Raw genomic sequence first — 26,800 nt, 5'->3', positions numbered from 1 at the left:
CTCCGGTGAAGTTCGTAAAGTATTTATTAATCCTTGCAGTCTGTTGCATTCTGCTGGGAGCAGGCTCGATTTATGGTTTGTACAAATATATTGAGCCGCAGCTGCCTGATGTCGCTACGCTTCGCGATGTGCGACTCCAGATCCCGATGCAGGTCTACAGCGCCGATGGCGAGTTAATGGCGCAGTACGGCGAAAAGCGTCGTATCCCGCTGACCTTAAATCAATTTCCGCCCGTAATGGTCAAAGCCTTTATCGCTACCGAGGACAGCCGTTTTTACGAGCACCACGGTGTCGATCCGGTGGGGATTTTCCGTGCTGCAAGTATTGCGCTGTTCTCCGGTCATGCCTCTCAGGGGGCAAGTACCATTACACAGCAGCTGGCGCGTAACTTCTTCCTTAGCCCAGAAAAGACCCTGACCCGTAAGATCAAAGAGGTGTTCCTTGCGATCCGTATTGAGCAGTTGTTAAGCAAAGACGAGATCCTTGAGCTGTACCTCAATAAAATCTACCTCGGCTACCGCGCCTACGGTGTTGGTGCGGCCGCGCAGGTGTACTTTGGTAAACCTGTCGAGCAGCTGACGTTAAGCGAAATGGCGACCATTGCCGGTCTGCCTAAAGCGCCATCGACCTTCAACCCGCTCTACTCGCTTGAACGCGCTACGGCGCGTCGTAACGTCGTTCTGTCACGTATGCTGAGCGAAGGCTATATCAGCCAGAGCGAGTACGAACAGGCGCGCAACGATGTCATCGATGCCAACTACCATGCGCCGGAGATTGCCTTCTCTGCCCCTTATCTCACCGAAATGGTGCGTCAGGAGATGGTGAGCCGCTACGGCGATAAAGCCTACGAAGATGGCTACCGCGTTTACACCACCGTGACCCGCAACGTTCAGCAGGCGGCTCAGGAAGCGGTGCGTAACAACGTGATGGATTACGACATGCGCCACGGTTATCGCGGCCCGTCGAATGTGCTGTGGAAAGTCGGCGAAAGCGCCTGGGACAGCAAAAAAATCACCAGTACGCTGAAAGCGCTGCCCACCTATGGCCCGCTCCTTCCTGCCGTGGTGACTCAGGCCGATCCGCAGGAAGCGGTGGCAACGCTGGCGGATGGAACGTCTGTCTCCCTGCGTATGGACGGGATCCGATGGGCTCGCCCGTACCGCTCAGACACCCTGCAAGGCCCGACGCCGCGTAAAGTGACGGATGTCGTCCAGACCGGACAGCAAATCTGGGTACGCAAGGTGGGCGACAGCTGGTGGCTGGCGCAGGTGCCAGACGTTAACTCGGCCCTGGTGTCTATCAATCCGCAGAACGGTGCCGTGCTGGCCCTGGTCGGTGGGTTCGATTTCAACCAGAGCAAATTTAACCGCGCCACCCAGGCGTTGCGTCAGGTTGGCTCTAACATCAAGCCGTTCCTCTACACCGCAGCCATGGATAAGGGACTGACCCTCGCCAGTATCCTGAACGACGTGCCTATCTCCCGCTGGGATGCCGGTGCCGGTTCTGACTGGCAGCCGAAGAACTCACCGGCGGAATATTCAGGCCCTATTCGTCTTCGTCAGGGTCTTGGGCAGTCGAAAAACGTGGTGATGGTGCGCGCAATGCGTGCGATGGGTGTCGACTATGCCGCGGAATATCTGCAACGCTTCGGTTTCCCGGCTCAGAACATCGTGCGCACCGAATCGCTGGCGTTAGGCTCTGCGTCCTTTACGCCGCTTCAGGTGGCGCGGGGGTACTCGGTGATGGCTAACGGCGGCTTCCTGATTGACCCGTACTTCATCAGTAAAATCGAGAACGACCAGGGTGGCGTGCTGTTTGAAGCGAAGCCGAAAATTGCCTGCCCTGACTGCGATATTCCGGTCATTTACGGCAATACGCCAAAATCTGAAGTGATTGAAAACAAGGACATGGAAGACGTTGCCGTGTCTCAGGAGCAGACGAACCCTGTGTTGCCGCAGCCGCAGCTGGAACAGGCTAACCAGTCGCTGGTGGCGCAGAGCGGGGCACAGGAGTATGCACCGCATGTCATCAACACGCCGCTGTCGTTCCTGATAAAGAGCGCGCTGAACACCAACATCTTCGGCGAACCTGGCTGGCAAGGGACCGGCTGGCGGGCAGGACGTGATTTACAGCGCCATGATATCGGCGGTAAAACGGGGACAACAAACAGCTCGAAAGATGCGTGGTTCTCCGGTTACGGCCCGGGCGTGGTGACGTCAGTCTGGATCGGTTTTGACGATCATCGCCGTGATTTAGGCCGCACCACGGCTTCAGGCGCGATTAAAGATCAGATTTCTGGCTACGAAGGCGGCGCGAAGAGTGCGCAACCGGCCTGGGATGCCTATATGAAATCCGTGCTGGAAGGCGTTCCGGAGCAACCGCTGACGCCACCACCGGGCGTGGTTACCGTCAATATCGACCGCAGCACCGGGCAGCTCGCCAATGGCGGCAATAGCCGTGCAGAGTATTTCATCGAGGGCACGCAGCCGACCACACAGGCGGTGCATGAGGTGGGTACAGAAATCATTGATAACGGCGAAACGCACGAGTTGTTCTAACGGGCAACGTAAAAACGGCAACCTCAGGTTGCCGTTTTTTTTGTTCTGTCATAAGTTGCGGACATCAGGCTGTTATAACCGCCCCTGCCCCTTCAGCCATTCGCGTACCAGGAACAGCGCGCTCACGTTGCGGGCCTCGTTAAAGTCAGGGTCTTCAAGCAGGTCCATCATATGGGCCAGCGGCCAGCGAACCTGTGGCAGTGGCTCCGGCTCGTCCCCTTCCAGCGATTCTGGATAGAGATCCTCAGCAACCACAATGTTCATTTTGCTGGAAAAATAGGAGGGTGCCATGCTCAGTTTTTTCAGGAACGTCAGTTCGTTCGCGCCAAAACCGACCTCTTCTTTCAGCTCGCGATTGGCCGCCTCAAAGACCGTTTCACCCGGATCGATGAGCCCTTTCGAGAACCCAAGTTCGTAAGATTCGGTTCCCACGGCATACTCGCGGATTAAGATCAGATGGTCGTCGACGACAGGAACAATCATCACCGCTTCGCGCGAAGAAGGGCGCATACGTTCGTAAACGCGACGCACACCGTTGCTGAACTCCAGATCCACACTTTCGACATTAAACAGGCGCGATTTTGCGACTGTTTCAACATTCAGAATGGTGGGTTTTTGTAGTGGTTTGCTCATCGTGATGGGGTCTTAGCAGTGGGAACTGGCTTTATTGTGCGATACACCGCACGGTTTCGGCAATGTCAATTGTTCTGTATTTACATTTATGCAACGTAACAGGAATCAATCCTCAATTCAAAACAAATGTCAAGAGGTTGAAATGTTTCCAGGAATTTGCTGATATCGCGCCATAACAGGCTTTGCTATCATCATCGGTCACTGGGATGCGCTTCAGAATGCTCAAGTTCGACTCCATACTTGCCGATAGCCAACCACAGACTCTCATTCAATGTTAAAGGTGCTACTGACTACACCTGTAAGAAGATAAGTAAGATGGGGAAAGCATGAGCACCATTTTGATTGTTCTCGCTGCTATGCTGGCCGGCGCATTGGTTGCAGGGTGGGTATACAGGCGTCGCGTAAGGCGTCGTTACCGGCTGCCCTTTTTAAACGCCTTTGCCGGTGCGACGACGCGTAAACTGACGCAAGAAGAGCGCGATGCAGTAGAAAACTATCTCGAAACACTGAACCGTTCTCAGTTAACACCTGGGCCGACGGGGGCAACTGCTGCGCCGGTGGCGATCAAGTTAAATGCGCAAAGTGACACAGTGCTCAGTGTGACGCGCTCCATCACCCGCTATGGCATCACCACAGACGATCCCAATAAATGGCGCTATTACCTGGATTCGGTTGAAGTGCATCTGCCCCCGTCCTGGGAGCAGTACATTAATGACGAAAACAGCGTAGAGCTGATCCATACCGATTCGTTGCCGCTGGTTATCTCGCTCAACGGCCATACGTTGAATGAATATCTTCAGGAAGCCCCGCGTTTTGCGCTGGAACGCGCAAGCTCAACGCAGGCCTCCATTCGTGGCGAAGAGACAGAGCAGATCGAGCTGTTGAACATTCGCCAGGAGACGCATGAAGAGTACGCCCTGAGCCGCCCTGACGGCATTCGCGAAGCGATTCTGATCGTGGCCGCGTTCCTGCTCTTTTTCATCTGCCTGCTGACGCCGGATGTGTTTGTCCCCTGGCTGGCTGGCGGTGCGGTGCTGTTGCTGGCAGCCGGACTGTGGGGGCTCTTTGCCCCGCCGGCAAAAACCTCGCTACGTGAGATCCACTGCCTGCGCGGTACTCCTAAGCGCTGGGGTCTGTTCGGTGAGAGTGACCAGGAGCACCTCAATAATATCTCGCTCGGTATTATCGATCTTATCTACCCGCGCCACTGGCAGCCGTGGATTGCCCAGGATTTAGGGCAGAAAACCGATATCGATATCTATCTTGACCGCCATGTGGTGCGCCAGGGGCGCTTTTTATCCCTGCATGATGAAGTAAAAAATTTCCCGCTTCAGCACTGGTTACGCAGTGCGGTCATTGCCGGGGGGGCAGCGCTGGTCTTTATCATGCTTCTGCTGTTTGTCCCGCTGGATATGCCCATTAAATTTACCCTGTCATGGATAAAAGGGGCGCAAACCATTGAGGCAACCAGCGTCAACCAACTGGACGAGGCTGGCGTGCGGGTCGGTGATACGCTGCGCCTGAAGGGCACCGGGATGTGTAACATTCATACGCCTGGCGCATGGAATACGCGTCAGAGCTCGCCGTTCATGCCGTTCGATTGCTCGCAAATTATCTGGAATGATGCGCCGCCGCTGCCGCTGCCTGAATCTGAGGTTGTCAATAAAGCCACGTCGCTTACCCAGACGGTCAACCGCCAGCTGCACCCGAAACCCGATGACGACTCACGCGTGAGCCCTGCCCTGCGCTCGGCCATTCAGAAATCGGGGATGGTGCTTCTGGACGACTTTGGTGACATCGTTCTGAAAACGCAGGATTTGTGTTCCGCTCAGGACGAATGCGTACGTCTCAAAAACGCCCTTGTGAACCTGGGTAACAGTAAAGACTGGGATTCGCTGGTGAAACGCGCGGAAGCGGGCCGGCTGGATGGCGTTAACGTGCTGCTGCGTCCGGTCAGCGCCGAGTCGCTGGATAATCTGGTCGCCACGTCAACCGCACCCTTCGTGATGCGCGAAACCACCCGCGCGGCGCAGGCGTTGAACAGCCCGGCACCGGGTGGCTTTGTGATCGTCAGTGATGAAGGGAGCGACCTGGTCGATCAGCCATACCCGCAGGTCGCACTTTATGACTACCCGGCTCAGGAACAATGGGGCCAGTTCCAGCGCCTGGCGCAGATGCTGATGCAGACGCCGTTTAGCGCTGAAGGGATTGTGACGAGTATCTTTACCGATGCCAACGGCACGCGCCACATCGGCCTGCACCGCATGCCGGACAGCGCAGGCCTGTGGCGCTACATCGGCACCTCGCTGCTGATGATTGCGATGCTGGTATGCATTTGCTGGAACGGTTTTATGGCGCTGCGTCGCTATCAGCGCTCACGCACCAGGCTTGCCGACATCCAGCAGTATTACGAAAATTGCCTTAACCCTAAGCTGATCCCCTCCTCTGAGAGCCTGATCTGATAACGTCGATGCGCGACAAGATGTGCTACCCTGTCGCGCACGTTTCTTCAGGCTGGAGTTCCCCCTTATGCATCTTGATATCGCCTGGCAGGAGGTTGATACCGTTCTGCTGGATATGGACGGCACGCTGCTCGATCTCGCCTTTGATAACTATTTCTGGCAAAAGCTGGTTCCGGAAACCTATGGTGAACAGCAGGGGATCTCCCCGGCAGAAGCGCAGGAATTCATTCGTTCGCAATATAGCGCGGTGCAGCATACGCTAAACTGGTACTGTCTTGACTACTGGAGCGAGCGCCTCGGTTTGGATATTTGTGCCATGACCACCGCCCAGGGCCCGCGCGCCGTACTGCGTGAGGATACCGTGCCTTTTCTGGATGCGCTGAAAGCGAGCGGCAAGCGCCGTATCTTGCTGACCAACGCCCATCCTCACAATCTGGCCGTGAAGCTGGAGCATACGGGTCTTGCTTCGCACCTTGATTTATTACTTTCCACCCACACATTTGGTTATCCGAAAGAGGATCAGCGGTTGTGGCATGCGGTGGCGGAAGAGACCGGTTTGCAGCCGGAACGCACGCTGTTTATTGATGACAGCGAGCCTATTCTGGATTCCGCGGCCAGGTTTGGCATTCGCTATTGTCTGGGCGTTACCAATCCTGACTCTGGCCTGGCTGAAAAAAGCTATCTGCGCCATCCGGGGCTGAACGACTATCGCCAGATGATCCCCTCACTGACCGTGAAGGAGAGGCCATGAAAGAAAAACCCTCTGAAGGGGTAAGACTGGATAAATGGCTGTGGGCGGCCCGTTTTTATAAAACGCGCGCCCTTGCCCGCGACATGATCGACGGCGGTAAAGTGCATTACAACGGCCAGCGCAGCAAACCGAGCAAGCTGGTCGAACTGAATGCCACCTTAACGCTGCGTCAGGGCAACGATGAACGTACCGTGGTGATTAAAGCCATTACTGAACAACGACGGCCCGCAACCGAAGCCGTACTGCTGTATGAAGAGACGGCTGAGAGCATTGAAAAACGCGAGAAGACCGCGCTGGCGCGCAAAATGAATGCGCTGACAATGCCCCACCCGGACCGGCGTCCGGATAAAAAAGAGCGCCGCGATCTGATGAAATTTAAACACGGTGAGACCGAGTAACCCTCACCTGCACGAGAGACTATTATGGCCCAACACGACCAATTACACCGCTATCTGTTTGAACAATTCGCCGTGCGCGGCGAGCTGGTCACCGTATCCGAAACCTGGAAACAGATTCTGGAAAACCACAACTACCCGCTGCCGGTGAAAACCCTGTTGGGCGAACTGCTGGTTGCCACCAGCCTGCTGACTGCCACCCTGAAATTTGCCGGGGATATCACCGTGCAATTGCAGGGTGATGGCCCTATGACCCTGGCGGTCATCAACGGTAATAACCAGCAGCAGATGCGTGGCGTGGCGCGCGTACAGGGCGATGTTCCTGAAAACGCGGACCTGAAAACGCTGGTGGGTAATGGCTATCTGGTCATCACCATCTCCCCGGAGGAAGGTGAGCGCTATCAGGGCGTGGTTGGCCTCGAAGGCGATACGCTGGCGGCCTGCCTGGAAGATTACTTCATGCGTTCTGAACAGCTGCCGACGCGTCTGTTCATCCGCACCGGTGAAGTAGACGGTCAGCCTGCTGCTGGCGGTATGCTGCTGCAGGTTCTGCCTGCGCAGGACGCGCAGACCAACGACTTCGAGCACCTCGCGACTCTGACGGAAACCGTCAAAGCAGAAGAGCTGTTCACCCTGTCGGCGACCGATGTCCTGTGGCGTCTTTATCACGAAGAAGAAGTGACGGTTTACGATCCACAGTCGGTGGAATTTAAGTGCACCTGTTCACGTGAACGCTGCGCTGGCGCGCTGAAGACCCTGCCGGATGAAGAGATCGACAGCATCATGGCGGAAGACGGCGAAATCGATATGCACTGTGACTACTGCGGTACGCACTACGTGTTCAATTCGATGGATATTGCTGAGATCCGCAACAACGCCTCCCCGGCGGATCCTCAGGTCCACTAAGCAAAGCCTGCCCTCACTTTGCCCTCTCCCTTTTGCGAGAGGGCAAAGTGCAAAAAAGCCCTCTCTGGCTGAATCGTTTTTAACACTGTAACTCTTACGTAATTTTCTTACGTGTATGCGATTACATTCACATTCCTTCCGATAAAATCACCAGCCATTAACCTTTTCGGAACATTTTCCCCAACCAAAAAGCGATTCCTGCGATAATCCGCCTGCCCTGTGACTGGAGTCGCAGCGTTTTCCGTTAGTAAGGGTTTTGTCCAGATGCGTAAATCTATGAGCCCCGTCGCGGTTAACAACCTCACAAAAACCCTACAATTTCAGACAGTACATATTGGCTAAGGAGCAGTGATATGCGTGTTACTGGTTTAACCCCGCAAGATCTCAAGGCTTATGGTATTCACGACGTCCAGGAAATCGTCTACAACCCCGATTACGATACGCTGTATCAGGAAGAGCTCAATCCAGCACTGGAAGGATACGAGCGAGGTGTGTTGACTAACCTTGGTGCTATCGCCGTCGATACCGGTATCTTTACCGGTCGTTCGCCGAAAGATAAATACATCGTCCGAGACGAGACCACCCGCGACACGCTGTGGTGGGCTGATAAAGGCAAAGGGAAGAACGATAACAAACCGCTCTCTCCGGAAACCTGGCAGCATCTGAAAGGGCTCGTTACCCATCAACTTTCCGGCAAGCGTCTGTTTATCGTTGATGCTTTCTGCGGCGCTAACGCCGACACCCGTCTTTCCGTGCGGTTTATCACTGAAGTGGCCTGGCAGGCGCATTTCGTGAAAAACATGTTTATTCGTCCTGACGACAAAGAGCTGCAGGATTTCACCCCTGACTTCATCGTGATGAACGGGGCGAAATGCACGAACCCACAGTGGAAAGAGCAGGGTCTTAACTCCGAGAACTTCATCGCCTTCAACCTGACCGAGCGTATTCAACTGATCGGCGGTACCTGGTATGGCGGCGAAATGAAGAAAGGGATGTTCTCGGTGATGAACTACCTGCTGCCGCTGCGCGGTATCGCCTCCATGCACTGTTCGGCAAACGTCGGTGAAAAAGGGGATGTGGCGGTGTTCTTCGGCCTGTCCGGCACCGGTAAAACCACCCTTTCTACCGATCCGAAACGTCGTCTGATTGGCGATGACGAGCACGGCTGGGATGATGACGGCGTGTTTAACTTCGAAGGGGGCTGCTACGCGAAGACCATTCGCCTGTCTGAAGAAGCGGAGCCAGATATCTTCCATGCCATCCGCCGCGATGCGCTGCTGGAAAACGTCACCGTGCGTGCCGATGGAACGATCGACTTCGACGATGCTTCGAAAACCGAAAACACCCGCGTGTCTTACCCTATTTACCACATCGACAACATCGTGAAGCCGGTGTCAAAAGCGGGCCACGCGACGAAGGTGATTTTCCTGACGGCAGATGCGTTCGGCGTGTTGCCTCCGGTGTCCCGCCTGACCGCCAGCCAGACGCAGTACCACTTCCTGTCTGGTTTTACCGCCAAACTGGCCGGTACCGAGCGCGGCGTGACGGAGCCAACGCCAACCTTCTCCGCCTGCTTCGGCGCAGCGTTCCTGTCGCTGCACCCGACGCAGTACGCGGAAGTGCTGGTCAAACGCATGCAGGCGTCCGGTGCACAGGCGTACCTGGTGAATACCGGCTGGAACGGCACCGGCAAACGTATCTCCATCAAAGATACCCGCGCCATTATCGACGCCATTCTGGATGGTTCACTCGATAACGCCGAAACCTTCACGCTGCCGATGTTTGATCTGGCAATCCCGACGGCGCTGCCGGGCGTAGAGACCCGTATTCTCGACCCACGCAATACCTACGGCTCACCGGAGCAGTGGCGTGAGAAAGCAGAATCGCTGGCGAAACTGTTTATTGAGAACTTCGAGAAGTATACCGATACCCCGGCAGGTGAAGCGCTGGTGAGTGCGGGACCGAAGCTGTAATACCTGACCCGACCTGCAAAAAAAAGGGTGGCTTTTGCCACCCTTTTTTAACTCTCTCTCACCTGCCCGCGCGTCACCGGCACCGGTAACCATGCGCGAATGCTTAAACCACCCCGCTCACTGGTCCCAATCTCCAGCAAGCCGTTATGGTTATCTACAATACGCTGCACAATCGCCAGGCCTAAGCCGGTTCCGCTGGTACTGCGCGCGCTATCGCCCCGCACAAACGGCTGGAACAGATGCTTACGCTGCTCTGGCTTAATGCCCGGACCGTCATCTTCGACCTGGAACCAGGCGCGGTTGAGCTCAGACCCGCTGCTGACTTTAATCCAGCCATTGCCATAACGGGCCGCGTTAACCACCATATTGGCCACCGCACGTTTAATGGAAAGCGGGTGCATCCGCACCTGAATTTCACCGGCCTGCAGGTCGGTGTCGATTTCTCGCTCGTAGCCGCTTTCCGCCGCGACCACTTCACCGAGTACCGCATTCAGATCGGCCATCTCCATCGGCATCTCCTGCCCGGTGCGCAGGTAGTCAATGAACTGCTCGATGATGGCGTTACACTCTTCGATGTCCTTGTTAATGGACTCCGCAAGATAACCATCCTCTTCGCCCATCATCTCCGTCGCCAGGCGGATACGCGTGAGCGGCGTGCGCAGGTCATGACTCACGCCCGCCATCAGCAGCGTACGGTCGTCTGCCAGCTGCTTCACGCCGGCCGCCATATGGTTAAAGGCCCGCGTCACGGAACGCACTTCCGAGGCGCCGTACTCACGCAGTGGCGGAGGAATAATCCCTTTACCGACCTGCAGCGCAGCGTGCTCCAGGTCGACCAACGGTCGGTTCTGTATACGAATAAACAGCCACGCGCCGCCTATCGCCAGCAGCATAATGGCAAGGGTGTAGCGGAACAGCGGTGAGAAGTCACCCTGGTGAATTTCGGTCAGCGGGACGCGCACCCAGATATTGGGTGACAGCCAGGTTTTCAGCCAGACGACCGGCGAGCTTTTGTTGACCTCAACGCGCACTTCCGTCGGGCCACCTAACTGCTGCGCCATCTGCTGACTGAGGAACTCATAATGCTGCGCCCAGCGCAGGCCAGCGTCTTCTGCCGCTTCGTTGGAGTAAAGCGAAATACCCAGCTCACGGTAGATTTCACGGCGAAACGCCGGGGGAACAACTAACTGCGTGCCGTCCTCCAGTTGCAGTTTATCGGTCATCAGCATACGCACTTCGTATGCCAGAACCTTATTGAACTGCTGGAGGCTCGGCAGGATCGCAAAGTTCAGCACCACCAGATAGGTTGTCACCAGGCTGACGAACAGCAGGGTGACAATCAGTAACAGCGTACGGGCAAATGAGCTTCGCGGAGAGAAGCGCATTCGCCTCATGCTTTAGCGCCGTCCGGGACAAACACGTAGCCCAGACCCCATACGGTCTGAATATAACGAGGATGCGCCGGATCTTCTTCCACCATGCGGCGCAGACGGGAGATCTGCACGTCAATAGAACGTTCCATTGCGGAGTATTCACGGCCGCGCGCCAGGTTCATCAGCTTGTCACGTGAAAGCGGCTCACGCGGGTGGCTGACCAGCGCTTTCAGCACCGCGAACTCACCGCTGGTGAGCGGCATAGGTTCATCTTCACGGAACATCTCACGGGTACCGAGATTCAGCTTGAACTTACCAAACGCAATCACCGCTTCTTCCTGCGACGGTGCGCCAGGCAGTTCGTTCGCCTGACGGCGCAGCACGGCGCGAATACGGGCCAGCAGTTCACGCGGGTTGAACGGTTTTGGAATGTAGTCGTCAGCGCCGATTTCCAGACCAACGATGCGGTCAACCTCTTCCCCTTTCGCCGTCACCATGATGATCGGCATAGGGTTGCTCTGGCTACGCAGACGGCGGCAGATGGAAAGCCCGTCTTCACCAGGCAGCATCAGGTCGAGTACCATAAGATGGAATGATTCGCGGGTCAGCAGACGGTCCATCTGCTCAGCGTTGGCCACGCTACGAACCTGGAAGCCCTGCTCGGTCAGATAACGCTCAAGCAGCGCACGCAGGCGCATGTCGTCATCCACGACCAGAATTTTGTAGTTCTCTTGCATTGTGTGTACTCCCAAAGGTTCGGATAGTCTAATAACAGCGTATTCTAAAAAAGTGCACGTGTTCGACCAGCTAATTCTGGTATAAATTCTAGTCGAAATTGTTACAAAGCATATTTAACAGCAGCTTATCTGCACATTTCATCACATAAATCATTATTAACGTTGTCTGTTAGACTACGTGATACGTAATGTGCGCAAAGAATGCAATGATGTCGAGTCTTAAGGTCACCCCATGAAAACGCCCCTGATCACCCGCGAAGGGTATGAGAAACTCAAAAAAGAGATGGATTACCTGTGGCGCGAAGAGCGTCCTGAAGTGACCAAAAAAGTGACCTGGGCCGCAAGCCTGGGCGATCGCAGTGAAAATGCTGACTACCAGTACAACAAAAAACGGTTACGTGAAATCGACCGCCGGGTCCGCTATCTGACCAAATGCCTTGAGAACCTCAAAATAGTGGATTACTCCCCACAGCAGGAAGGCAAAGTGTTTTTCGGCGCGTGGGTCGAGATTGAGAACGACGATGGCGACACCCTGCGTTTTCGCATCGTCGGCTATGACGAAATTTTTGGTCGTAAGGATTACATCTCTATCGACTCACCAATGGCCCGTGCGCTGCTGAAAAAGGAAGTGGGCGATTTGGCCGTCGTGCAGACCCCTGGCGGCGAAGCCAGCTGGTACGTCAACGAAATTACGTACGTTAAATAGTCCGAGAGCGCCCTCCGCGGCTGGCATTTTGCCGTGTCAGCCCGTATAACTATCCCCTGATTTTTTCGACTCAACAGATGATAAAGCCATGATGAAAGATTCGCTCTGCCGCATTATTGCGGGTGAACTTCAGGCCAGAGCCGAACAGGTAGAAGCTGCCGTTCGCCTGCTTGATGAAGGGAACACCGTGCCGTTTATTGCACGTTATCGTAAGGAAGTCACCGGCGGTCTGGATGACACGCAGCTGCGTAACCTGGAGACCCGTCTCGGTTACCTGCGCGAACTGGAAGACCGTCGTCAGGCGATCCTCAAATCCATCGGCGAACAGGGAAAACTGACCAGCGAGCTGGAAACCGCAATCAACGGCACCCTGAGCAAAACCGAACTCGAAGACCTTTATCTGCCGTACAAACCGAAGCGCCGCACCCGTGGACAGATTGCCATTGAGGCAGGCCTGGAGCCGCTGGCCGAACTGCTGTGGAACGAACCGTCCCACGACCCGGAAACCGAAGCCGCGAAGTTTATCGATGCCGATAAAGGGGTCGCAGACACCAAAGCCGCACTCGACGGCGCGCGCTACATTCTGATGGAGCGCTTCTCCGAAGATGCCGCCCTGCTCGCGAAAGTACGTGACTATCTGTGGAAAAACGCCCACATCGTCTCTAGCGTGGTCAGCGGGAAAGAGGAAGAAGGCGCCAAGTTCCGCGATTATTTCGATCATCACGAACCCATCTCTACCACCCCTTCACACCGCGCGCTGGCGATGTTCCGCGGCCGCAACGAAGGCGTGCTCCAGCTCTCCCTGAATGCCGATCCACAGTTTGACGAGCCACCAAAAGAGAGCCACTGCGAGCAGATCATTATCGACCACCTCGGCCTGCGCCTGAACAACGCGCCGGCAGACAGCTGGCGCAAAGGCGTGGTGAGCTGGACGTGGCGCATCAAGGTGCTGATGCACCTCGAAACCGAACTGATGGGCACCGTGCGTGAACGCGCCGAAGACGAAGCAATCAACGTCTTCGCCCGTAACCTGCACGACCTGCTGATGGCCGCACCTGCCGGCCTGCGCGCCACCATGGGTCTCGATCCGGGTCTGCGTACCGGCGTAAAGGTGGCCGTGGTTGACGGTACCGGCAAGCTGGTGGCTACCGACACCATTTATCCGCATACCGGCCAGGCGGCGAAGGCTGCCGTCGTGGTTGCGGCGCTGTGCGAGAAATACAACGTGGAGCTGGTGGCCATCGGCAACGGTACGGCCTCCCGTGAAACCGAGCGTTTCTACCTCGACGTGCAGAAACAGTTCCCGAAAGTCACCGCACAGAAAGTGATTGTCAGCGAGGCGGGCGCTTCCGTCTATTCGGCGTCTGAACTGGCCGCCCTGGAGTTCCCGGACCTGGACGTTTCGCTGCGCGGTGCAGTTTCTATCGCCCGTCGTCTGCAGGATCCGCTGGCGGAGCTGGTTAAGATCGACCCGAAATCCATCGGCGTCGGCCAGTATCAGCATGACGTGAGCCAGACTCAGCTGGCCCGTAAGCTGGATGCGGTCGTGGAAGACTGCGTAAACGCCGTCGGCGTTGACCTGAACACGGCCTCTGTTCCCCTGCTGACCCGCGTGGCGGGCTTAACCCGCATGATGGCGCAAAACATCGTTGCCTGGCGTGATGAAAACGGCCAGTTCCAGAACCGCCAGCAGTTGCTGAAGGTGAGCCGTCTGGGGCCAAAAGCGTTTGAGCAGTGCGCGGGCTTCCTGCGCATCAACCACGGCGATAACCCTCTGGATGCCTCAACCGTTCACCCGGAAGCGTACCCGGTAGTGGAACGCATTCTGGCCGCAACCCAGCAGGCGCTGAAAGACCTGATGGGCGACAGCAGCGCGCTGCGTAACCTGAAGGCGGTCGATTTTACCGACGAACAGTTCGGGATGCCGACGGTCACGGACATCATCAAAGAGCTGGAAAAACCGGGCCGCGATCCGCGTCCTGAGTTTAAAACCGCGACCTTCGCCGACGGCGTTGAAACCATGAATGACCTGCTTCCGGGCATGGTACTCGAAGGGGCGGTCACTAACGTCACCAACTTTGGCGCGTTTGTCGATATCGGCGTGCACCAGGATGGTCTGGTCCACATCTCTTCCCTTGCCGATAAATTCGTTGAAGATCCGCATACCGTGGTCAAAGCGGGCGACATCGTGAAGGTGAAGGTGATGGAAGTGGATCTGCAGCGTAAGCGTATTGCCCTGACGATGCGTCTGGACGAGCAGCCAGGTGAAACCAGCGCGCGCCGCGGCAGTAACGGCGGCGGACGCGAGCAGCAGCGCCCGGCCGCAAAAGCGGCGAAGCCACGCGGACGTGACGCCCAGCCTGCGGGCAACAGCGCCATGATGGATGCGCTGGCGGCAGCAATGGGTAAGAAACGCTAACCGCATAAAAAAGGCCCGGTGATGCGTCACTCACCGGGCCGATATCCCGCCGAAATTAATTGTAAAATATGAAACCGGTTGTATATCTATATTTCAACCATCAGTGATCACACTATTAACAAATAAGCCTTTCCTCTCCCTGCCGCAGAATCAGTAAATATTGAGCAAGGTCAAACAGGCCGTAAATTAATACCGCAAACAACATTCCGTCACAGTTTTATTATTGCTGATAAAAACTATTCTCATTATCATCCCATAGTAGATATTTTAACCTCTCGTGGAATCAGGCATTATGCAATTCACTCCAGACAGTGCATGGAAAATTACCGGTTTTACCCACGAAATTAGCCCGGCCTATCGACAAAAGCTGCTGTCGCTGGGCATGCTGCCCGGCTCGTCATTTCAGGTCGTGCGCGTCGCCCCGTTAGGTGATCCGGTGCATATCGAAACCCGACGCGTAAATCTGGTATTGCGTAAAAAAGATCTCGCATTAATAGAAGTCGAAGCCTTATCCCGATAACAAGCCAGCGGTTTCAGTGAGTCCAGAAAAATGAAAAAATTAACTATTGGCTTAATTGGCAATCCTAATTCCGGCAAGACAACGCTATTTAACCAGCTCACGGGTGCGCGCCAGCGCGTCGGTAACTGGGCTGGCGTAACGGTTGAACGTAAAGAAGGCCTGTTCTCAACAACAGATCACCAGGTCACGCTGGTTGACCTGCCCGGCACGTACTCCTTAACCACGATCTCCTCGCAAACTTCGCTCGATGAGCAGATTGCCTGCCACTATATTCTTAGCGGCGACGCGGATCTGCTCATCAACGTGGTTGATGCCTCAAACCTTGAGCGTAACCTCTACCTGACGCTGCAGCTGCTGGAGCTGGGCATTCCCTGCATCGTGGCGCTCAACATGCTCGACATTGCTGAGAAACAGAAACTGCGTATCGACGTCGATGCCCTCTCCGCACGGCTGGGGTGCCCGGTCGTTCCGCTGGTGTCGACGCGCGCCCGCGGTATTGATGCCCTGAAACTGGCTATCGATCGCCACGCGGGAAATCGTAACGTTGAGCTGGTGCACTACGCCCAGCCGCTCCTGCGCGAAGCGGATCTGCTGGCGCAAGAGATGGACAAAAGCATGCCCGCAAAACAGCGCCTGTGGCTCGGCCTGCAAATGCTGGAAGGGGATATCTACAGCCGCGCCTATGCTGGTCATGCGGCAGATAAACTGGACGTGGTCCTCGCCCGTCTGAGCGACGAGCTGGATGACCCGGCCCTGCATATCGCTGATGCTCGCTATCAGGCCATCGCCGCGATTTGCGACGTGGTCAGTAACGCCCTGACGGCGGAACCGAGCCGCTTCACCGCTGCCGTGGATAAGGTTGTGCTTAACCGTTTCCTCGGTTTGCCGGTCTTCTTGCTGGTGATGTACCTGATGTTCTTGCTCGCCATTAACATTGGTGGCGCACTCCAGCCGATTTTCGATGCCGGTTCCGTTGCTATCTTTGTTCATGGCATTCAGTGGGTGGGTTACACCCTGCATTTCCCGGAATGGCTGACCATCTTCCTTGCCCAGGGGATTGGCGGTGGTATCAACACCGTACTGCCTCTGGTGCCGCAAATCGGCATGATGTATCTGTTCCTCTCCTTCCTTGAGGATTCCGGTTACATGGCGCGCGCCGCCTTCGTCATGGATCGCCTGATGCAGGCGCTCGGTCTGCCGGGCAAATCCTTCGTGCCGCTGATCGTGGGCTTCGGCTGTAACGTGCCCTCGGTTATGGGTGCCCGTACGCTGGATGCGCCGCGTGAACGTCTGATGACCATTATGATGGCACCGTTTATGTCCTGCGGTGCGCGACTGGCTATCTTCGCGGTCTTTGCCGCGGCCTTCTTTGGGCAGCAGGGGGCGCTGGCGGTCTTCTCGCTGTACGTGCTGGGTATCGTCATGGCCATCCTCACGGGGCTGATGCTGAAACACACCATCATGCGCGGCGAAGCGTCGCCGTTCGTTATGGAACTGCCGGTCTACCACGTCCCCCATCTTAAAAGCCTGGTGATCCAGACCTGGCAGCGCCTGAAAGGCTTCGTCCTGCGTGCCGGTAAAGTGATTGTTATCGTGAGTATTTTCCTGAGCGCGCTGAACAGCTTCACCCTGAGCGGACAGGCTGCGGATAACATCAACGACTCCGCCCTCGCCTCCGTCAGCCGCGTCATAACCCCGGTCTTCAAACCGATCGGCGTCCATGACGATAACTGGCAGGCGACCGTCGGTCTGTTCACCGGTGCGATGGCGAAAGAGGTGGTCGTCGGGACCCTGAATACGCTCTACACCGCGGAGAACATCCAAGAGCAAGCGTTCAATCCGGCAGAGTTTCATCTCGGTAACGAACTGCTGGGCGCCGTCGAAGAGACATGGCAGAGCCTGAAAGACACCTTCAGCCTGAGCGTGCTGGCGAACCCTATCGAGGCCAGTAAAGGTGACGGCGAAATGGCAACGGGTGCCATGGGCGTGATGAGCGAGAAATTTGGCAGCGCCTCTGCGGCCTACAGCTACCTCATCTTTGTTCTGCTCTATATTCCGTGCATCTCCGTCATGGGTGCGATTGCCCGCGAGTCCAGCCGTGGCTGGATGGGCTTCTCCATTCTGTGGGGGCTCAACATCGCGTACTCACTGGCGACGCTCTTTTATCAGACCGTTAACTTTAGCCAGCACCCGCGTTATAGCCTGGTGTGCATCCTGGCGGTTGTGCTGTTTAACGTGCTCGTTCTCGGCCTGCTACGCCGGGCACGCAGCCGGGTTGATATCAACCTGCTGGCAAACCGCAAAACGGCTGCCACCTGCTGCAACAGCCCGGCGGGCGACTGTCACTAAGGGGTAAGCCATGGCATCGTTGATTCAGGTACGTGACCTGCTGGCGTTACAAGGGCGAATGGAGGCGAAACAGCTAAGCCTCACCCTGCATACGCCACAGCCGATGATCGATGCCATGCTGGAAAGACTGGAAGCCATGGGAAAAGCGGTGCGTATTCAGGAAGAGGCGGAGGGCTGCCTGTCCGGCAGTTGTAAAAGCTGCCCGGAAGGAAAAGCCTGCCTCAGAGAGTGGTGGGCACTGCGCGCATAAAGCCGGGCATCGCTGCCCGGCATTATCGTATTACTTATAGACGTCCGCCGTTGCGCGCACGTTTTTGGTCTGTTTTTCTGCACTGGTGACGACGTAGTACTTCCCACCCAGCTCATCCGCTTTCTTAGACAGCTCTTTTTTGGCGTCCATCGGCGCGGTCGTGTCAGACGTAGAAATCTCACCAACTTTGGTCAGATTCATCCCGGCAACTTTATCTTTTTCCAGCTCTTGTGCCGCAAAGGCGCCAAATGAAAGTGACCCAATAACCAGAGAAGTGACGATACCTGTAACAAGTTTCATAGCCTGACTCTCCATAGGATTGTTGTTTTGATTATCGTAGGCAGAACAACCGCAACGACATCTGGAGTATGGTTGCGGTGTGAAACTTTTTCCAGGCTGGATAGAAAATAATCAGTCTAAACGTTGACTTAACGCAACGAGCGCTGAACAAAACTCCGCCGGATGAGAGATAAACGGCGCATGCGCGGCTTTGTTTATCACCAGAGACTCACTTTGTGGCCAGAGTGAATCCAGCACTGGAACCACTTTGCGCGGCACCAGCCCGTCGAGGTAGCCGTAGATACGCAGGTGCGGCATCGCCAGCGCGGCCAGCGGCTCACGCAAATCGACAGTTTTGAGGATCTCAAGCCCCCCGTTAAGCACCTCAACGTCCGGCATCGGCAGGGAAAGCACGGTCTGCTTCAGCGCTCTGGCATCCTGACGCGCGGTGTCGGTTCCCATTGTCTGCAGGGCCAGGAAACGCTCAACGGTCCGCTGGAAGTCTTCGCTCAACTGTTTCTGGAACCCGGCCAGCACATCCGGCTTTATGCCCGGCCAGTCGTCCTTTGCACTGAAGCACGGTGACGAGGCTACCGTGACCAGCGCACGCACGCGCTCGGGATGGGTCAACGCAATCTGGCTCGCCACCAGCCCGCCCAGGCTCCAGCCCAGCCAGATGGCGTGTTGCGGCGCAGCGTCCAGCACCTGCTGCGCCATCTCCTCGACCGACATTGCCCCAAAGCCGCGGCTGCGGCCAAAGCCCGGTAAATCCACCAGATGCAGGGTAAATTGCGAGGCGAGTTCCCCGGTTATGCAATTCCATACTTCGGCATTCAGTCCCCATCCGTGCAGCAGCACAAGATGGCAATTTCCCGTCCCTACGGTCTGCCACCACAGCGTCTTCATCAGTTACTGTTCTCTTTTTTCACATGGAGGTTGCACATGTTAACAGTGCCTGGCTTGTGCTGGCTATGCCGGATGCCGCTTGCCCTCAGCGCATGGGGCGTCTGCTCCGTTTGCACCCGCTCGCTGAAAAGGCAGGCGATGACGTGTCCGCAGTGTGGGCTAGCGGCCACCGGGCGAGACGTTCCCTGCGGCCGCTGCCTGAAAAAAGCGCCGCCGTGGTGTGCCCTGGTGGCTGTGGATGATTATGTTGCGCCGTTAAGCGGCCTTATACATGCGCTGAAGTTTGCCGGCCAGAGTGTGCTGGCGCGTCCCCTCGCCCGCCTGTTACTGCTGGCCGTTTTACAGACGCGACGCACCCGCGGTCTGCCGAACATCGATATGGTGGTCAACGTGCCTTTATACCGTCGCCGATACTGGCGACGCGGCTACAACCAAAGTGACCTGCTCTGCCGCCCGCTCGCCCGATGGCTCGGTTGTCGGTACGACGCCCGTGCGCTCAAACGCGTCCATAACACGGCTATCCAGCATCAGCTCACGGCCCGGCTTCGCAAAAGGAACCTCAAAAATGCCTTTCGTCTTGAATTCCCGGTCAAAGGCCTCCATATCGCGATTGTGGATGATGTCGTCACCACAGGCAGTACCGTTGCTGAACTTTCCCGACTGCTTTTGCAAAGCGGCGCCGCGTCGGTTCAGGTATGGTGTCTGTGCCGTACCTTGTAGCCCTTCTTCAATGGGCGTATGATTATACCCAGGTAATTTAGTCAACTATTAGGCCAAAGCTATGATCCGTATTTCCGATTCTGCACAAGCGCACTTTGCCAAACTGCTGGCAAATCAGGAAGAAGGGACGCAGATCCGCGTGTTTGTGATCAATCCAGGCACTCCGAATGCAGAATGTGGTGTCTCTTATTGTCCTCCGGACGCAGTGGAAGCGACTGACACTGCCCTTAAATTTGAACAGCTCACGGCTTACGTTGATGAGCTGAGCGCACCGTATCTTGAAGATGCGGAGATCGACTTCGTCACCGATCAGCTGGGTTCTCAGCTGACCCTGAAAGCGCCAAACGCCAAAATGCGTAAAGTGTCTGACGATGCCCCCCTGATGGAGCGCGTCGAGTACCTGCTGCAGTCTCAGATCAACCCGCAGCTGGCGGGCCACGGCGGTCGTGTTTCCCTGATGGAAATCACTGAAGACGGCCTGGCGATCCTGCAGTTCGGCGGCGGTTGTAACGGTTGTTCAATGGTTGATGTCACGCTGAAAGAAGGGATCGAGAAGCAGCTGCTGAACGAATTCCCGGAACTGAAAGGTGTGCGCGATCTGACCGAACACCAGCGCGGCGAGCACTCTTACTACTAAGCGTCCGCCTGCTTTTGCCCGGTGGCGCTATGCTTACCGGGCCTGTTTTCCCCTCCCTGCCTTGCCTCCCCATATGTTGACCTGCGTCTCATAATTCAAATTTAGCCCCCTAGGGTGATTCTCAACCACGGCATGTTACCCGTATCATTCTCGTGGGCACTAAGCACCTTCATAACAGCCGACTAAACTTAGTAGTTTCCAAGGCAACAGTATTAGTGCCGTTAACACTCTGTTCCCAGTTGGGACAATCGGAATTTGTCGTTGAAACAATGACGTTACCCATAACAATTCAAAGGCCAGGTAAATCATGCCATTAGTCATCGTTGCTATCGGTGTTGTGTTATTACTGCTCTTGATGATCCGTTTCAAAATGAACGGGTTTATCGCTCTGGTTCTGGTGGCACTTGCAGTCGGTCTGATGCAAGGGATGCCGCTGGTGAAAGTCATCAGCTCCATTAAAGCCGGTGTCGGCGGCACGCTCGGTAGCCTGGCACTGATCATGGGCTTTGGCGCTATGCTCGGCAAAATGCTGGCGGACTGTGGGGGCGCCCAGCGTATTGCCACCACGCTGATTGCCAAATTTGGTAAGAAGAATATCCAGTGGGCAGTTGTGTTAACCGGGTTTACCGTCGGTTTCGCACTGTTCTATGAAGTGGGCTTCGTGCTGATGCTGCCACTGGTGTTCACCATCGCAGCGGCAGCGAACATTCCACTGCTGTATGTCGGTGTACCGATGGCCGCCGCGCTGTCCGTTACGCACGGTTTCCTGCCACCACACCCGGGTCCAACCGCGATCGCCACCATCTTCCATGCCGATATGGGTAAAACCCTGCTGTTCGGTACGATTCTGGCAATCCCGACGGTGATCCTGGCCGGCCCGGTTTATGCCCGCTTCCTGAAAGGGATTGATAAGCCTATCCCGGAAGGTCTGTACAGCGCGAAAACCTTCACGGAAGAAGAGATGCCTGGTTTTGGCGTCAGCGTCTGGACCTCTCTGGTGCCGGTCATCCTGATGGCGATGCGTGCCGTGGCGGAAATGATCCTGCCAAAAGGCCACCCGTTCCTGTCCGTTGCCGAGTTCCTGGGCGACCCGGTGATGGCGACGCTGATTGCGGTGCTGATTGCGATGTTCACCTTCGGCCTGAACCGTGGTCGTTCAATGGATCAGATTAACGACACGCTGACCTCTTCCATCAAAATCATTGCCATGATGCTGCTGATTATCGGTGGTGGCGGTGCGTTCAAGCAGGTGCTGGTCGACAGCGGCGTGGATAAATACATCGCGGCCATGATGCATGAAACCAATGTGTCACCGCTGCTGATGGCGTGGTCTATCGCTGCGGTGCTGCGTATCGCGCTCGGCTCTGCAACCGTTGCGGCAATCACCGCCGGTGGTATCGTTGCGCCGCTGATTGTGACGACGGGCGTGAGCCCTGAGCTGATGGTTATCGCGGTAGGTTCCGGTAGCGTGATTTTCTCTCACGTGAACGATCCGGGCTTCTGGCTGTTCAAGGAATATTTCAACCTGACTATCGGTGAAACCATCAAGTCCTGGTCTGCACTGGAAACCATTATTTCAGTGTGTGGTCTGGTCGGGGTTCTGCTGTTGAACATGGTTATCTGATATCAAAAAGCCGGGTAGCTTGCGCTTACCCGGCTTTCTTCTCTCTGCGAGACTACCGCGTTTTACCCACCGCTTTTCTGCGCTTATCCAAATCCTTAATCAGCCTGTTCACCCCGTCATCGGCAAACATCTTCTCAAGCGTGATGGACAATTTGCGACGCCAGTTCTTGTACTGATAGCTGGTACCCGGAATGTTCACCGGCTCCGCCATATCAATCCAGTCTTCCGGCTGCAGACCCAGCAGGGCACTGTTGCTGTCGGCAATATAGCGCTGCAATCCGCGGTTGAGCGTAGGCGTCATCGACATCAGTGATGCCTTATGCCCGGCGCGTTTCGGCAGGCAGCCATGCTTGTGTAACGCATCAAGCAACCCTTGCTTCGCCAGCTCGCGATCCTGATACAGCCCACGTAAGACCTCTTCATCCGGATACAGACCCAGCGTTTTACCGAGCGTCAGATCGCCGCTTTCCCAATAGCCACGAAGCGTAGGAAGGTCATGCGTCGTCGCGACTGCCATTGACTGTTCAGGGTACGCTTTCGGCGCGCGGAAGGTTTTCTCATGGTCGTTTTCAAAATAGAGCACTTTATAGGAGTAAACGCCGCTGTCGCGGAGCTTACTGACAATCTCAACCGGCACGGTACCGAGATCTTCGCCGATCACCATGCACTGATGACGTTTACTCTCCAGCGCCAGGATCGAGAGCAGATCGTCAACCGGATACTGTACATACGCGCCGTGGTCAGCCGTTTCACCATAAGGGATCCACCACAGACGCAGGACGGACATCACGTGGTCAATTCGCAGCGCGCCGCAGTTTTGCATGTTGGCGCGCAGCAGGTCGATAAACGGCTCGTAAGCCCGCGCAGCCATGACGTGCGGATCCATCGGCGGCAAGCCCCAGTTCTGGCCGAGCGGGCCAAGAATATCCGGCGGTGCGCCCACGGAGGCCTTCAGGCAATAAAGCTCGCGGTCACACCAGGTTTCCGCCCCGCCTTCCGCCACGCCAACGGCCAGATCGCGGTACAGGCCGATCGGCATTTTATAGCCCTGGCTCACCTGCCAGCAGGCGGCAAACTGGCTGTAAGCCAGCCACTGCAGCCAGAGGAAGAAATCCACCTCGTCAGCATATTTTTTGCAGAACGCCTGCACTTCGGGCGTATCGACAGATTGATACGCTTTCGGCCATACCGGCCAGCCCCAGCGCATTTCGTCCTCTTTTACCTGATAAGCATGCAATGCATCGAACGCCGCCTGCCAGTAAAGGCTCTCGCCTTCCTGAGCTACAAACTGGCGGAAAGCCGACATCTGCTCGTCATCACGCTGCGAAAAACCTTTCCACGCCAGACGTAACGCGGCCATTTTCAGTGCGGTGACGGTGGCATAGTCTACCCAGTCCGTCTCGCGCGCCTGCTTCAGCGACTGCTGAGTGGTCGTGAGGTTCCACCACGCCTGCGCCTCTTTGCTGCTTTTGAAATCGTCTAAGGCATTCACGTCAATGTAAATCACGTTCAGCCAGCGACGGGATGATGGGCTGTACGGACTGGCACTTTCCGGGTTCGCCGGATAGAGCGCATGAATGGGGTTGAGGCCGATAAACGCACCGCCGCGCGCGCCCACATCCGCCAGCATCTTTTTCAGGTCGCCAAAATCGCCGATACCCCAGTTGCTGTCAGAGCGCAGCGTGTAGAGCTGCACGCAGGCCCCCCACAGCTTTTTACCCTCGAGCAACGCCTGCGGCTCATAGCAGCGTTTTGGCGCAACAATCACCCGACAATGAAAACGCTGGTCGTCCTGCGTGAGGGTTAACGTGTGATAGCCCTCCGGCAGTTTTGCCGGAAGGTTAAGCGCTTTGCCACCGGTGGCGTGGCCTTTGTGCTGTTGCCCCTCTTCGGTCGTGAGCAGCCAGCTAAATTCGCCGCGCCCGTTTACCGTAAGCGGCATCTTTTTACCGGCGGTAAACACCTTCACGTTCGGCACCGGAGCAACCGACGCTTTCGCGTCGGTCTTGTGCATGGCATCCAGCAAACGTCTTTTGGTGTCGGCGCCAATAGACTGTGGTTTGCCGTGAGCATTAATGTAACTGAGGCTGATCCCCGCCGCCTGCGCGGCACTGTCCAGACGTTTACTCTCCATCGCGCTTCCTTAGCGTTTTGCCTGCCAGATACGAGCCTGATAATCACGGATTGAGCGGTCAGAACTGAACATCCCGCAGCGGGCGGTGTTCAGAATGCACGCCCGGGTCCACGCTTCCTGGTCGCGATACAGCACATCGACCTGTTTTTGCGCGTCCACATAGGCCGTAAAGTCCGCCATGACCAGATACGGGTCACCGCCGTGTTTGTCCATGCTGTGCAGCATCTGGTCAAAGGCATGTTTATCGCCATCGCTGTACTTACCGCTTTCCAGCTCTTTCAGAACCGCATCAAGAACTTTGTCTTTCTTACGCCATTTCACCGGGTCGTAACCTTTGGCCTTGAGGGCTTTCACTTCTTCGACGGTATGGCCGAAGATAAAGATGTTCTCTTCCCCCACCTTTTCGGCGATCTCGACGTTCGCGCCGTCGAGCGTACCGACGGTCAGCGCACCGTTCAGCGCCAGCTTCATGTTGCCGGTACCGGAAGCTTCTTTCCCTGCCGTGGAGATCTGCTCGGAGATATCCGCCGCCGGGATCAGCATCTCAGCTGCAGAGACGCAGTAGTCCGGCAGGAACACCACCTTCAGCTTGTCACCCACTTTCGGATCGTTATTGATGGCCGCGGCCACTTTATTAATGGCGAGGATAATGTTTTTCGCCAGGTAGTAGCCCGGTGCGGCTTTCGCCCCAAACAGGAACACGCGCGGTACGCGGTCAGCCTGCGGGTTCTCGCGGATCTCTTTATACAGCGCCAGAATGTGCAGCAGGTTCAGGTGCTGGCGTTTGTACTCATGCAGACGTTTGATCTGAATATCGAAAATGGCGTTCGGGTTGATCTCAATCCCGGTACGCGCTTTGACAAAATGCGCCAGACGCACTTTGTTTTCGAGCTTAATGGCGCGGTACTGCTCGCGGAATGCCGCGTCGTCGGCATACTTTTCCAGATTGATAAGCTGGTCCAGATCGTTGGTCCACTCTTTCTTCAGGGTTTTGTCCAGCAGGCCGGCCAGCAGCGGGTTGCACTGCTTAATCCAGCGACGCGGCGTGATGCCGTTGGTCACGTTATGGAATTTGGTCGGCCACAGCTGGTGGTATTCCGGGAACAGGTCTTTCACCACCAGATCCGAGTGCAGCGCCGCCACACCGTTCACCGCAAAACCGCTCACCACGCACATGTTCGCCATGCGCACCTGTTTGTCATGTACCACAGCCAGCTTCGCCCACACCGCTTTGTCGCCCGGCCAGGTTTTATCCACTTGCTTTTTAAACGCGTCGTTAATCTTGTTGATGATCTGCATATGACGTGGCAGCAGGGCTTTCACCAGCTTCTCATCCCAGCACTCCAGCGCTTCAGGCATCAGGGTGTGGTTGGTATAGGCAAACGTACGGCTGGTGATCGCCCACGCGTCATCCCAGCTCAGTTGGTGCTCGTCAATCAGCACGCGCAGCAGTTCAGGAATCGCAATCGTCGGGTGCGTATCGTTAAGCTGGATCACTTCGAAGTCCGGCAGCTGCGCCAGCTTGCGGCCCGCCAGGTGATGACGACGCAGAATATCCGCAATGGAACAGGCACACTGGAAGTACTGCTGCATCAGACGCAGTTTCTTGCCCGCCAGATGGTTGTCGTTCGGGTAAAGGACTTTGGTCAGTTTCTCAGCGTCGATCCCCTGCTGCTCGGCACGCAGGAAATCGCCGTCGTTGAATTTGGTCAGGTTGAAGGGATGAGCATGCTTTGCCTGCCACAGACGCAGCGGTTGCGCCACGCCGTTACGGTAGCCCAGCACCGGCAGATCCCAGGCTTCGCCGGTCAGGGTAAACGCAGGCTCCCACAGCCCCTGCTTCGTGACTTTACCACCAATGCCCACCTGCACATCAAGCTGTGCATTGTGGCGGAACCAGGGGTAAGTATTGCGGTGCCAGTCATCCGGCGCTTCCATCTGATGACCATCAGCAAACGACTGACGGAACAGGCCGTACTGGTAGTTCAGACCGTAGCCAATGGCCGACTGACCGACGGTGGCCATCGAGTCAAGGAAACAGGCCGCCAGACGTCCCAGACCACCGTTACCCAGCGCCGGGTCAATCTCTTCTTCCAGCAGGTCAGTCAGGTTAATGTCATGCTCTTTCAGCACATCACCCACCTCCTGATACCAGCCGAGGTTCAGCAGGTTGTTACCTGTCAGACGGCCAATCAGGAACTCCATTGAGATGTAGTTAACGTGGCGCTGGTCTTTCGCCGGTTTTGCCAACGGTTGAGCATTCAGCTGCTCCGCGAGCGCACCGCTCACTGCCTGCCACCACTGGTGAGGCGTCATCTCGTTTGCAGCGTGAAGGCCAAAACGCTGCCACTGACGCGTCAGGGCAGCCTGGAATTGAGCTTTGTTAAAGGTAGGCTGTGACATAGGGAATTGGCATCCTGTAGAGAGAAAACACATGTTGGCGCTAGTGTGCCAGGCTCATTTCGCCT

Annotated in this window: 21 protein-coding genes; 14 read left to right on the top strand and 7 right to left on the bottom strand. The window is 56.2% G+C overall.

Annotated features, from left to right (window positions below):
• Positions 1–5: 5 nt before the first annotated feature.
• Positions 6–2,558, top strand: a complete 2,553-nt coding sequence (mrcA, locus tag AM410_RS08735) for a peptidoglycan glycosyltransferase/peptidoglycan DD-transpeptidase MrcA (RefSeq protein ID WP_073397632.1) — start codon at positions 6–8, stop codon at positions 2,556–2,558.
• Between the two features lie 72 nt (positions 2,559–2,630).
• On the opposite strand, the gene nudE is transcribed toward mrcA, so the two are convergent.
• Positions 2,631–3,191: an ADP compounds hydrolase NudE gene (gene nudE, locus AM410_RS08730; RefSeq protein WP_014171956.1), complete on the bottom strand. Its 561-nt coding sequence runs from the start codon at positions 3,189–3,191 to the stop codon at positions 2,631–2,633.
• 326 nt (positions 3,192–3,517) lie between these two features.
• Between nudE and AM410_RS08720 the strand changes: the two genes are divergently transcribed.
• The 5 genes from AM410_RS08720 (at position 3,518) to pckA (ending at position 9,678) form a co-directional block, all read left to right on the top strand.
• Complete coding sequence (locus tag AM410_RS08720) at positions 3,518–5,653, top strand: intracellular growth attenuator family protein (protein ID WP_025202859.1); 2,136 nt, start codon at positions 3,518–3,520, stop codon at positions 5,651–5,653.
• A gap of 67 nt (positions 5,654–5,720) precedes the next feature.
• Positions 5,721–6,404, top strand: a complete 684-nt coding sequence (yrfG, locus tag AM410_RS08715) for a GMP/IMP nucleotidase (RefSeq protein WP_025202858.1) — start codon at positions 5,721–5,723, stop codon at positions 6,402–6,404.
• A complete protein-coding gene (hslR, locus tag AM410_RS08710; RefSeq protein WP_020884572.1) occupies positions 6,401–6,802 on the top strand; it encodes a ribosome-associated heat shock protein Hsp15 in 402 nt (133 codons plus the stop codon). Before yrfG ends, hslR begins: the two co-directional genes overlap by 4 nt.
• Positions 6,803–6,826: 24 nt before the next feature.
• Positions 6,827–7,705 carry an Hsp33 family molecular chaperone HslO gene (hslO, locus tag AM410_RS08705; RefSeq protein WP_014171960.1) on the top strand — a complete coding sequence of 293 codons (879 nt, stop codon included), beginning with the start codon at positions 6,827–6,829 and terminating at the stop codon, positions 7,703–7,705.
• 353 nt (positions 7,706–8,058) lie between these two features.
• Positions 8,059–9,678 carry a phosphoenolpyruvate carboxykinase (ATP) gene (gene pckA / locus AM410_RS08700; protein ID WP_014171961.1) on the top strand — a complete coding sequence of 540 codons (1,620 nt, stop codon included), beginning with the start codon at positions 8,059–8,061 and terminating at the stop codon, positions 9,676–9,678.
• A 47-nt stretch (positions 9,679–9,725) separates the two neighbouring features.
• Here pckA and envZ read toward each other — a convergent pair whose 3' ends face one another.
• Together envZ and ompR are read right to left on the bottom strand one after the other, a co-directional pair.
• The gene (gene envZ, locus AM410_RS08695; protein WP_014171962.1) at positions 9,726–11,072 is read right to left on the bottom strand and encodes a two-component system sensor histidine kinase EnvZ; all 1,347 of its coding nucleotides are present in this window, start codon (positions 11,070–11,072) and stop codon (positions 9,726–9,728) included.
• Positions 11,069–11,788, bottom strand: a complete 720-nt coding sequence (gene ompR, locus AM410_RS08690) for an osmolarity response regulator transcription factor OmpR (protein WP_006177890.1) — start codon at positions 11,786–11,788, stop codon at positions 11,069–11,071. Before ompR ends, envZ begins: the two co-directional genes overlap by 4 nt.
• A gap of 232 nt (positions 11,789–12,020) precedes the next feature.
• Here ompR and greB point away from each other — a divergent pair, with 232 nt between their 5' ends.
• The 5 genes from greB (at position 12,021) to feoC (ending at position 18,032) form a co-directional block, all read left to right on the top strand.
• The gene (greB, locus tag AM410_RS08680) at positions 12,021–12,494 is read left to right on the top strand and encodes a transcription elongation factor GreB (RefSeq protein ID WP_014171964.1); all 474 of its coding nucleotides are present in this window, start codon (positions 12,021–12,023) and stop codon (positions 12,492–12,494) included.
• Between the two features lie 88 nt (positions 12,495–12,582).
• A complete protein-coding gene (locus AM410_RS08675) occupies positions 12,583–14,913 on the top strand; it encodes a Tex family protein (RefSeq protein ID WP_108647742.1) in 2,331 nt (776 codons plus the stop codon).
• 292 nt (positions 14,914–15,205) lie between these two features.
• The gene (feoA, locus tag AM410_RS08670) at positions 15,206–15,433 is read left to right on the top strand and encodes a ferrous iron transporter A (RefSeq protein WP_020884570.1); all 228 of its coding nucleotides are present in this window, start codon (positions 15,206–15,208) and stop codon (positions 15,431–15,433) included.
• A 30-nt stretch (positions 15,434–15,463) separates the two neighbouring features.
• Complete coding sequence (gene feoB, locus AM410_RS08665; protein ID WP_014171967.1) at positions 15,464–17,782, top strand: Fe(2+) transporter permease subunit FeoB; 2,319 nt, start codon at positions 15,464–15,466, stop codon at positions 17,780–17,782.
• A 10-nt stretch (positions 17,783–17,792) separates the two neighbouring features.
• Positions 17,793–18,032: a [Fe-S]-dependent transcriptional repressor FeoC gene (gene feoC / locus AM410_RS08660; RefSeq protein ID WP_014171968.1), complete on the top strand. Its 240-nt coding sequence runs from the start codon at positions 17,793–17,795 to the stop codon at positions 18,030–18,032.
• A 30-nt stretch (positions 18,033–18,062) separates the two neighbouring features.
• Here feoC and AM410_RS08655 read toward each other — a convergent pair whose 3' ends face one another.
• A complete protein-coding gene (locus tag AM410_RS08655; RefSeq protein WP_025202855.1) occupies positions 18,063–18,332 on the bottom strand; it encodes a YdgH/BhsA/McbA-like domain containing protein in 270 nt (89 codons plus the stop codon).
• Positions 18,333–18,443: 111 nt separating this feature from the next.
• Complete coding sequence (gene bioH, locus AM410_RS08650) at positions 18,444–19,217, bottom strand: pimeloyl-ACP methyl ester esterase BioH (RefSeq protein WP_020884568.1); 774 nt, start codon at positions 19,215–19,217, stop codon at positions 18,444–18,446.
• A gap of 36 nt (positions 19,218–19,253) precedes the next feature.
• Here bioH and gntX point away from each other — a divergent pair, with 36 nt between their 5' ends.
• From gntX to gntT, 3 genes are all read left to right on the top strand, one after another.
• A complete protein-coding gene (gene gntX / locus AM410_RS08645; RefSeq protein WP_108647741.1) occupies positions 19,254–19,937 on the top strand; it encodes a DNA utilization protein GntX in 684 nt (227 codons plus the stop codon).
• 61 nt (positions 19,938–19,998) lie between these two features.
• Positions 19,999–20,574: a Fe-S biogenesis protein NfuA gene (gene nfuA, locus AM410_RS08640; RefSeq protein ID WP_003861601.1), complete on the top strand. Its 576-nt coding sequence runs from the start codon at positions 19,999–20,001 to the stop codon at positions 20,572–20,574.
• A 307-nt stretch (positions 20,575–20,881) separates the two neighbouring features.
• Entirely contained in the window at positions 20,882–22,198 is a 1,317-nt protein-coding gene (gene gntT, locus AM410_RS08635; RefSeq protein WP_108647738.1) for a gluconate transporter, read from the top strand.
• 52 nt (positions 22,199–22,250) lie between these two features.
• Here gntT and malQ read toward each other — a convergent pair whose 3' ends face one another.
• Together malQ and malP are read right to left on the bottom strand one after the other, a co-directional pair.
• A complete protein-coding gene (gene malQ, locus AM410_RS08630; RefSeq protein WP_108647737.1) occupies positions 22,251–24,332 on the bottom strand; it encodes a 4-alpha-glucanotransferase in 2,082 nt (693 codons plus the stop codon).
• A gap of 9 nt (positions 24,333–24,341) precedes the next feature.
• Positions 24,342–26,735: a maltodextrin phosphorylase gene (gene malP / locus AM410_RS08625; RefSeq protein ID WP_108647735.1), complete on the bottom strand. Its 2,394-nt coding sequence runs from the start codon at positions 26,733–26,735 to the stop codon at positions 24,342–24,344.
• Positions 26,736–26,800: the final 65 nt, after the last annotated feature.

Source organism: Enterobacter cloacae complex sp. FDA-CDC-AR_0164 (genome assembly GCF_003071645.1).
GTDB lineage: Bacteria > Pseudomonadota > Gammaproteobacteria > Enterobacterales > Enterobacteriaceae > Enterobacter > Enterobacter ludwigii.
Note: the sequence above shows the minus strand (reverse complement) of the source record. Positions and strands in the feature narration are given on the sequence as shown.

Excerpts from the sequence above, each read along its gene's own strand:
- envZ (WP_014171962.1), bottom strand. The coding sequence starts at position 11,072 with ATGAGGCGAATGCGCTTCTCTCCGCGAAGCTCATTTGCCCGTACGCTG.
- feoB (WP_014171967.1), top strand. The coding sequence starts at position 15,464 with ATGAAAAAATTAACTATTGGCTTAATTGGCAATCCTAATTCCGGCAAG.
- hslR (WP_020884572.1), top strand. The coding sequence starts at position 6,401 with ATGAAAGAAAAACCCTCTGAAGGGGTAAGACTGGATAAATGGCTGTGG.
- nudE (WP_014171956.1), bottom strand. The coding sequence starts at position 3,191 with ATGAGCAAACCACTACAAAAACCCACCATTCTGAATGTTGAAACAGTC.
- greB (WP_014171964.1), top strand. The coding sequence starts at position 12,021 with ATGAAAACGCCCCTGATCACCCGCGAAGGGTATGAGAAACTCAAAAAA.
- yrfG (WP_025202858.1), top strand. The coding sequence starts at position 5,721 with ATGCATCTTGATATCGCCTGGCAGGAGGTTGATACCGTTCTGCTGGAT.
- malQ (WP_108647737.1), bottom strand. The coding sequence starts at position 24,332 with ATGGAGAGTAAACGTCTGGACAGTGCCGCGCAGGCGGCGGGGATCAGC.
- bioH (WP_020884568.1), bottom strand. The coding sequence starts at position 19,217 with ATGAAGACGCTGTGGTGGCAGACCGTAGGGACGGGAAATTGCCATCTT.
- ompR (WP_006177890.1), bottom strand. The coding sequence starts at position 11,788 with ATGCAAGAGAACTACAAAATTCTGGTCGTGGATGACGACATGCGCCTG.
- feoC (WP_014171968.1), top strand. The coding sequence starts at position 17,793 with ATGGCATCGTTGATTCAGGTACGTGACCTGCTGGCGTTACAAGGGCGA.
- feoA (WP_020884570.1), top strand. The coding sequence starts at position 15,206 with ATGCAATTCACTCCAGACAGTGCATGGAAAATTACCGGTTTTACCCAC.
- AM410_RS08720 (WP_025202859.1), top strand. The coding sequence starts at position 3,518 with ATGAGCACCATTTTGATTGTTCTCGCTGCTATGCTGGCCGGCGCATTG.
- AM410_RS08655 (WP_025202855.1), bottom strand. The coding sequence starts at position 18,332 with ATGAAACTTGTTACAGGTATCGTCACTTCTCTGGTTATTGGGTCACTT.
- malP (WP_108647735.1), bottom strand. The coding sequence starts at position 26,735 with ATGTCACAGCCTACCTTTAACAAAGCTCAATTCCAGGCTGCCCTGACG.
- hslO (WP_014171960.1), top strand. The coding sequence starts at position 6,827 with ATGGCCCAACACGACCAATTACACCGCTATCTGTTTGAACAATTCGCC.
- gntT (WP_108647738.1), top strand. The coding sequence starts at position 20,882 with ATGCCATTAGTCATCGTTGCTATCGGTGTTGTGTTATTACTGCTCTTG.
- gntX (WP_108647741.1), top strand. The coding sequence starts at position 19,254 with ATGTTAACAGTGCCTGGCTTGTGCTGGCTATGCCGGATGCCGCTTGCC.
- AM410_RS08675 (WP_108647742.1), top strand. The coding sequence starts at position 12,583 with ATGATGAAAGATTCGCTCTGCCGCATTATTGCGGGTGAACTTCAGGCC.
- pckA (WP_014171961.1), top strand. The coding sequence starts at position 8,059 with ATGCGTGTTACTGGTTTAACCCCGCAAGATCTCAAGGCTTATGGTATT.
- nfuA (WP_003861601.1), top strand. The coding sequence starts at position 19,999 with ATGATCCGTATTTCCGATTCTGCACAAGCGCACTTTGCCAAACTGCTG.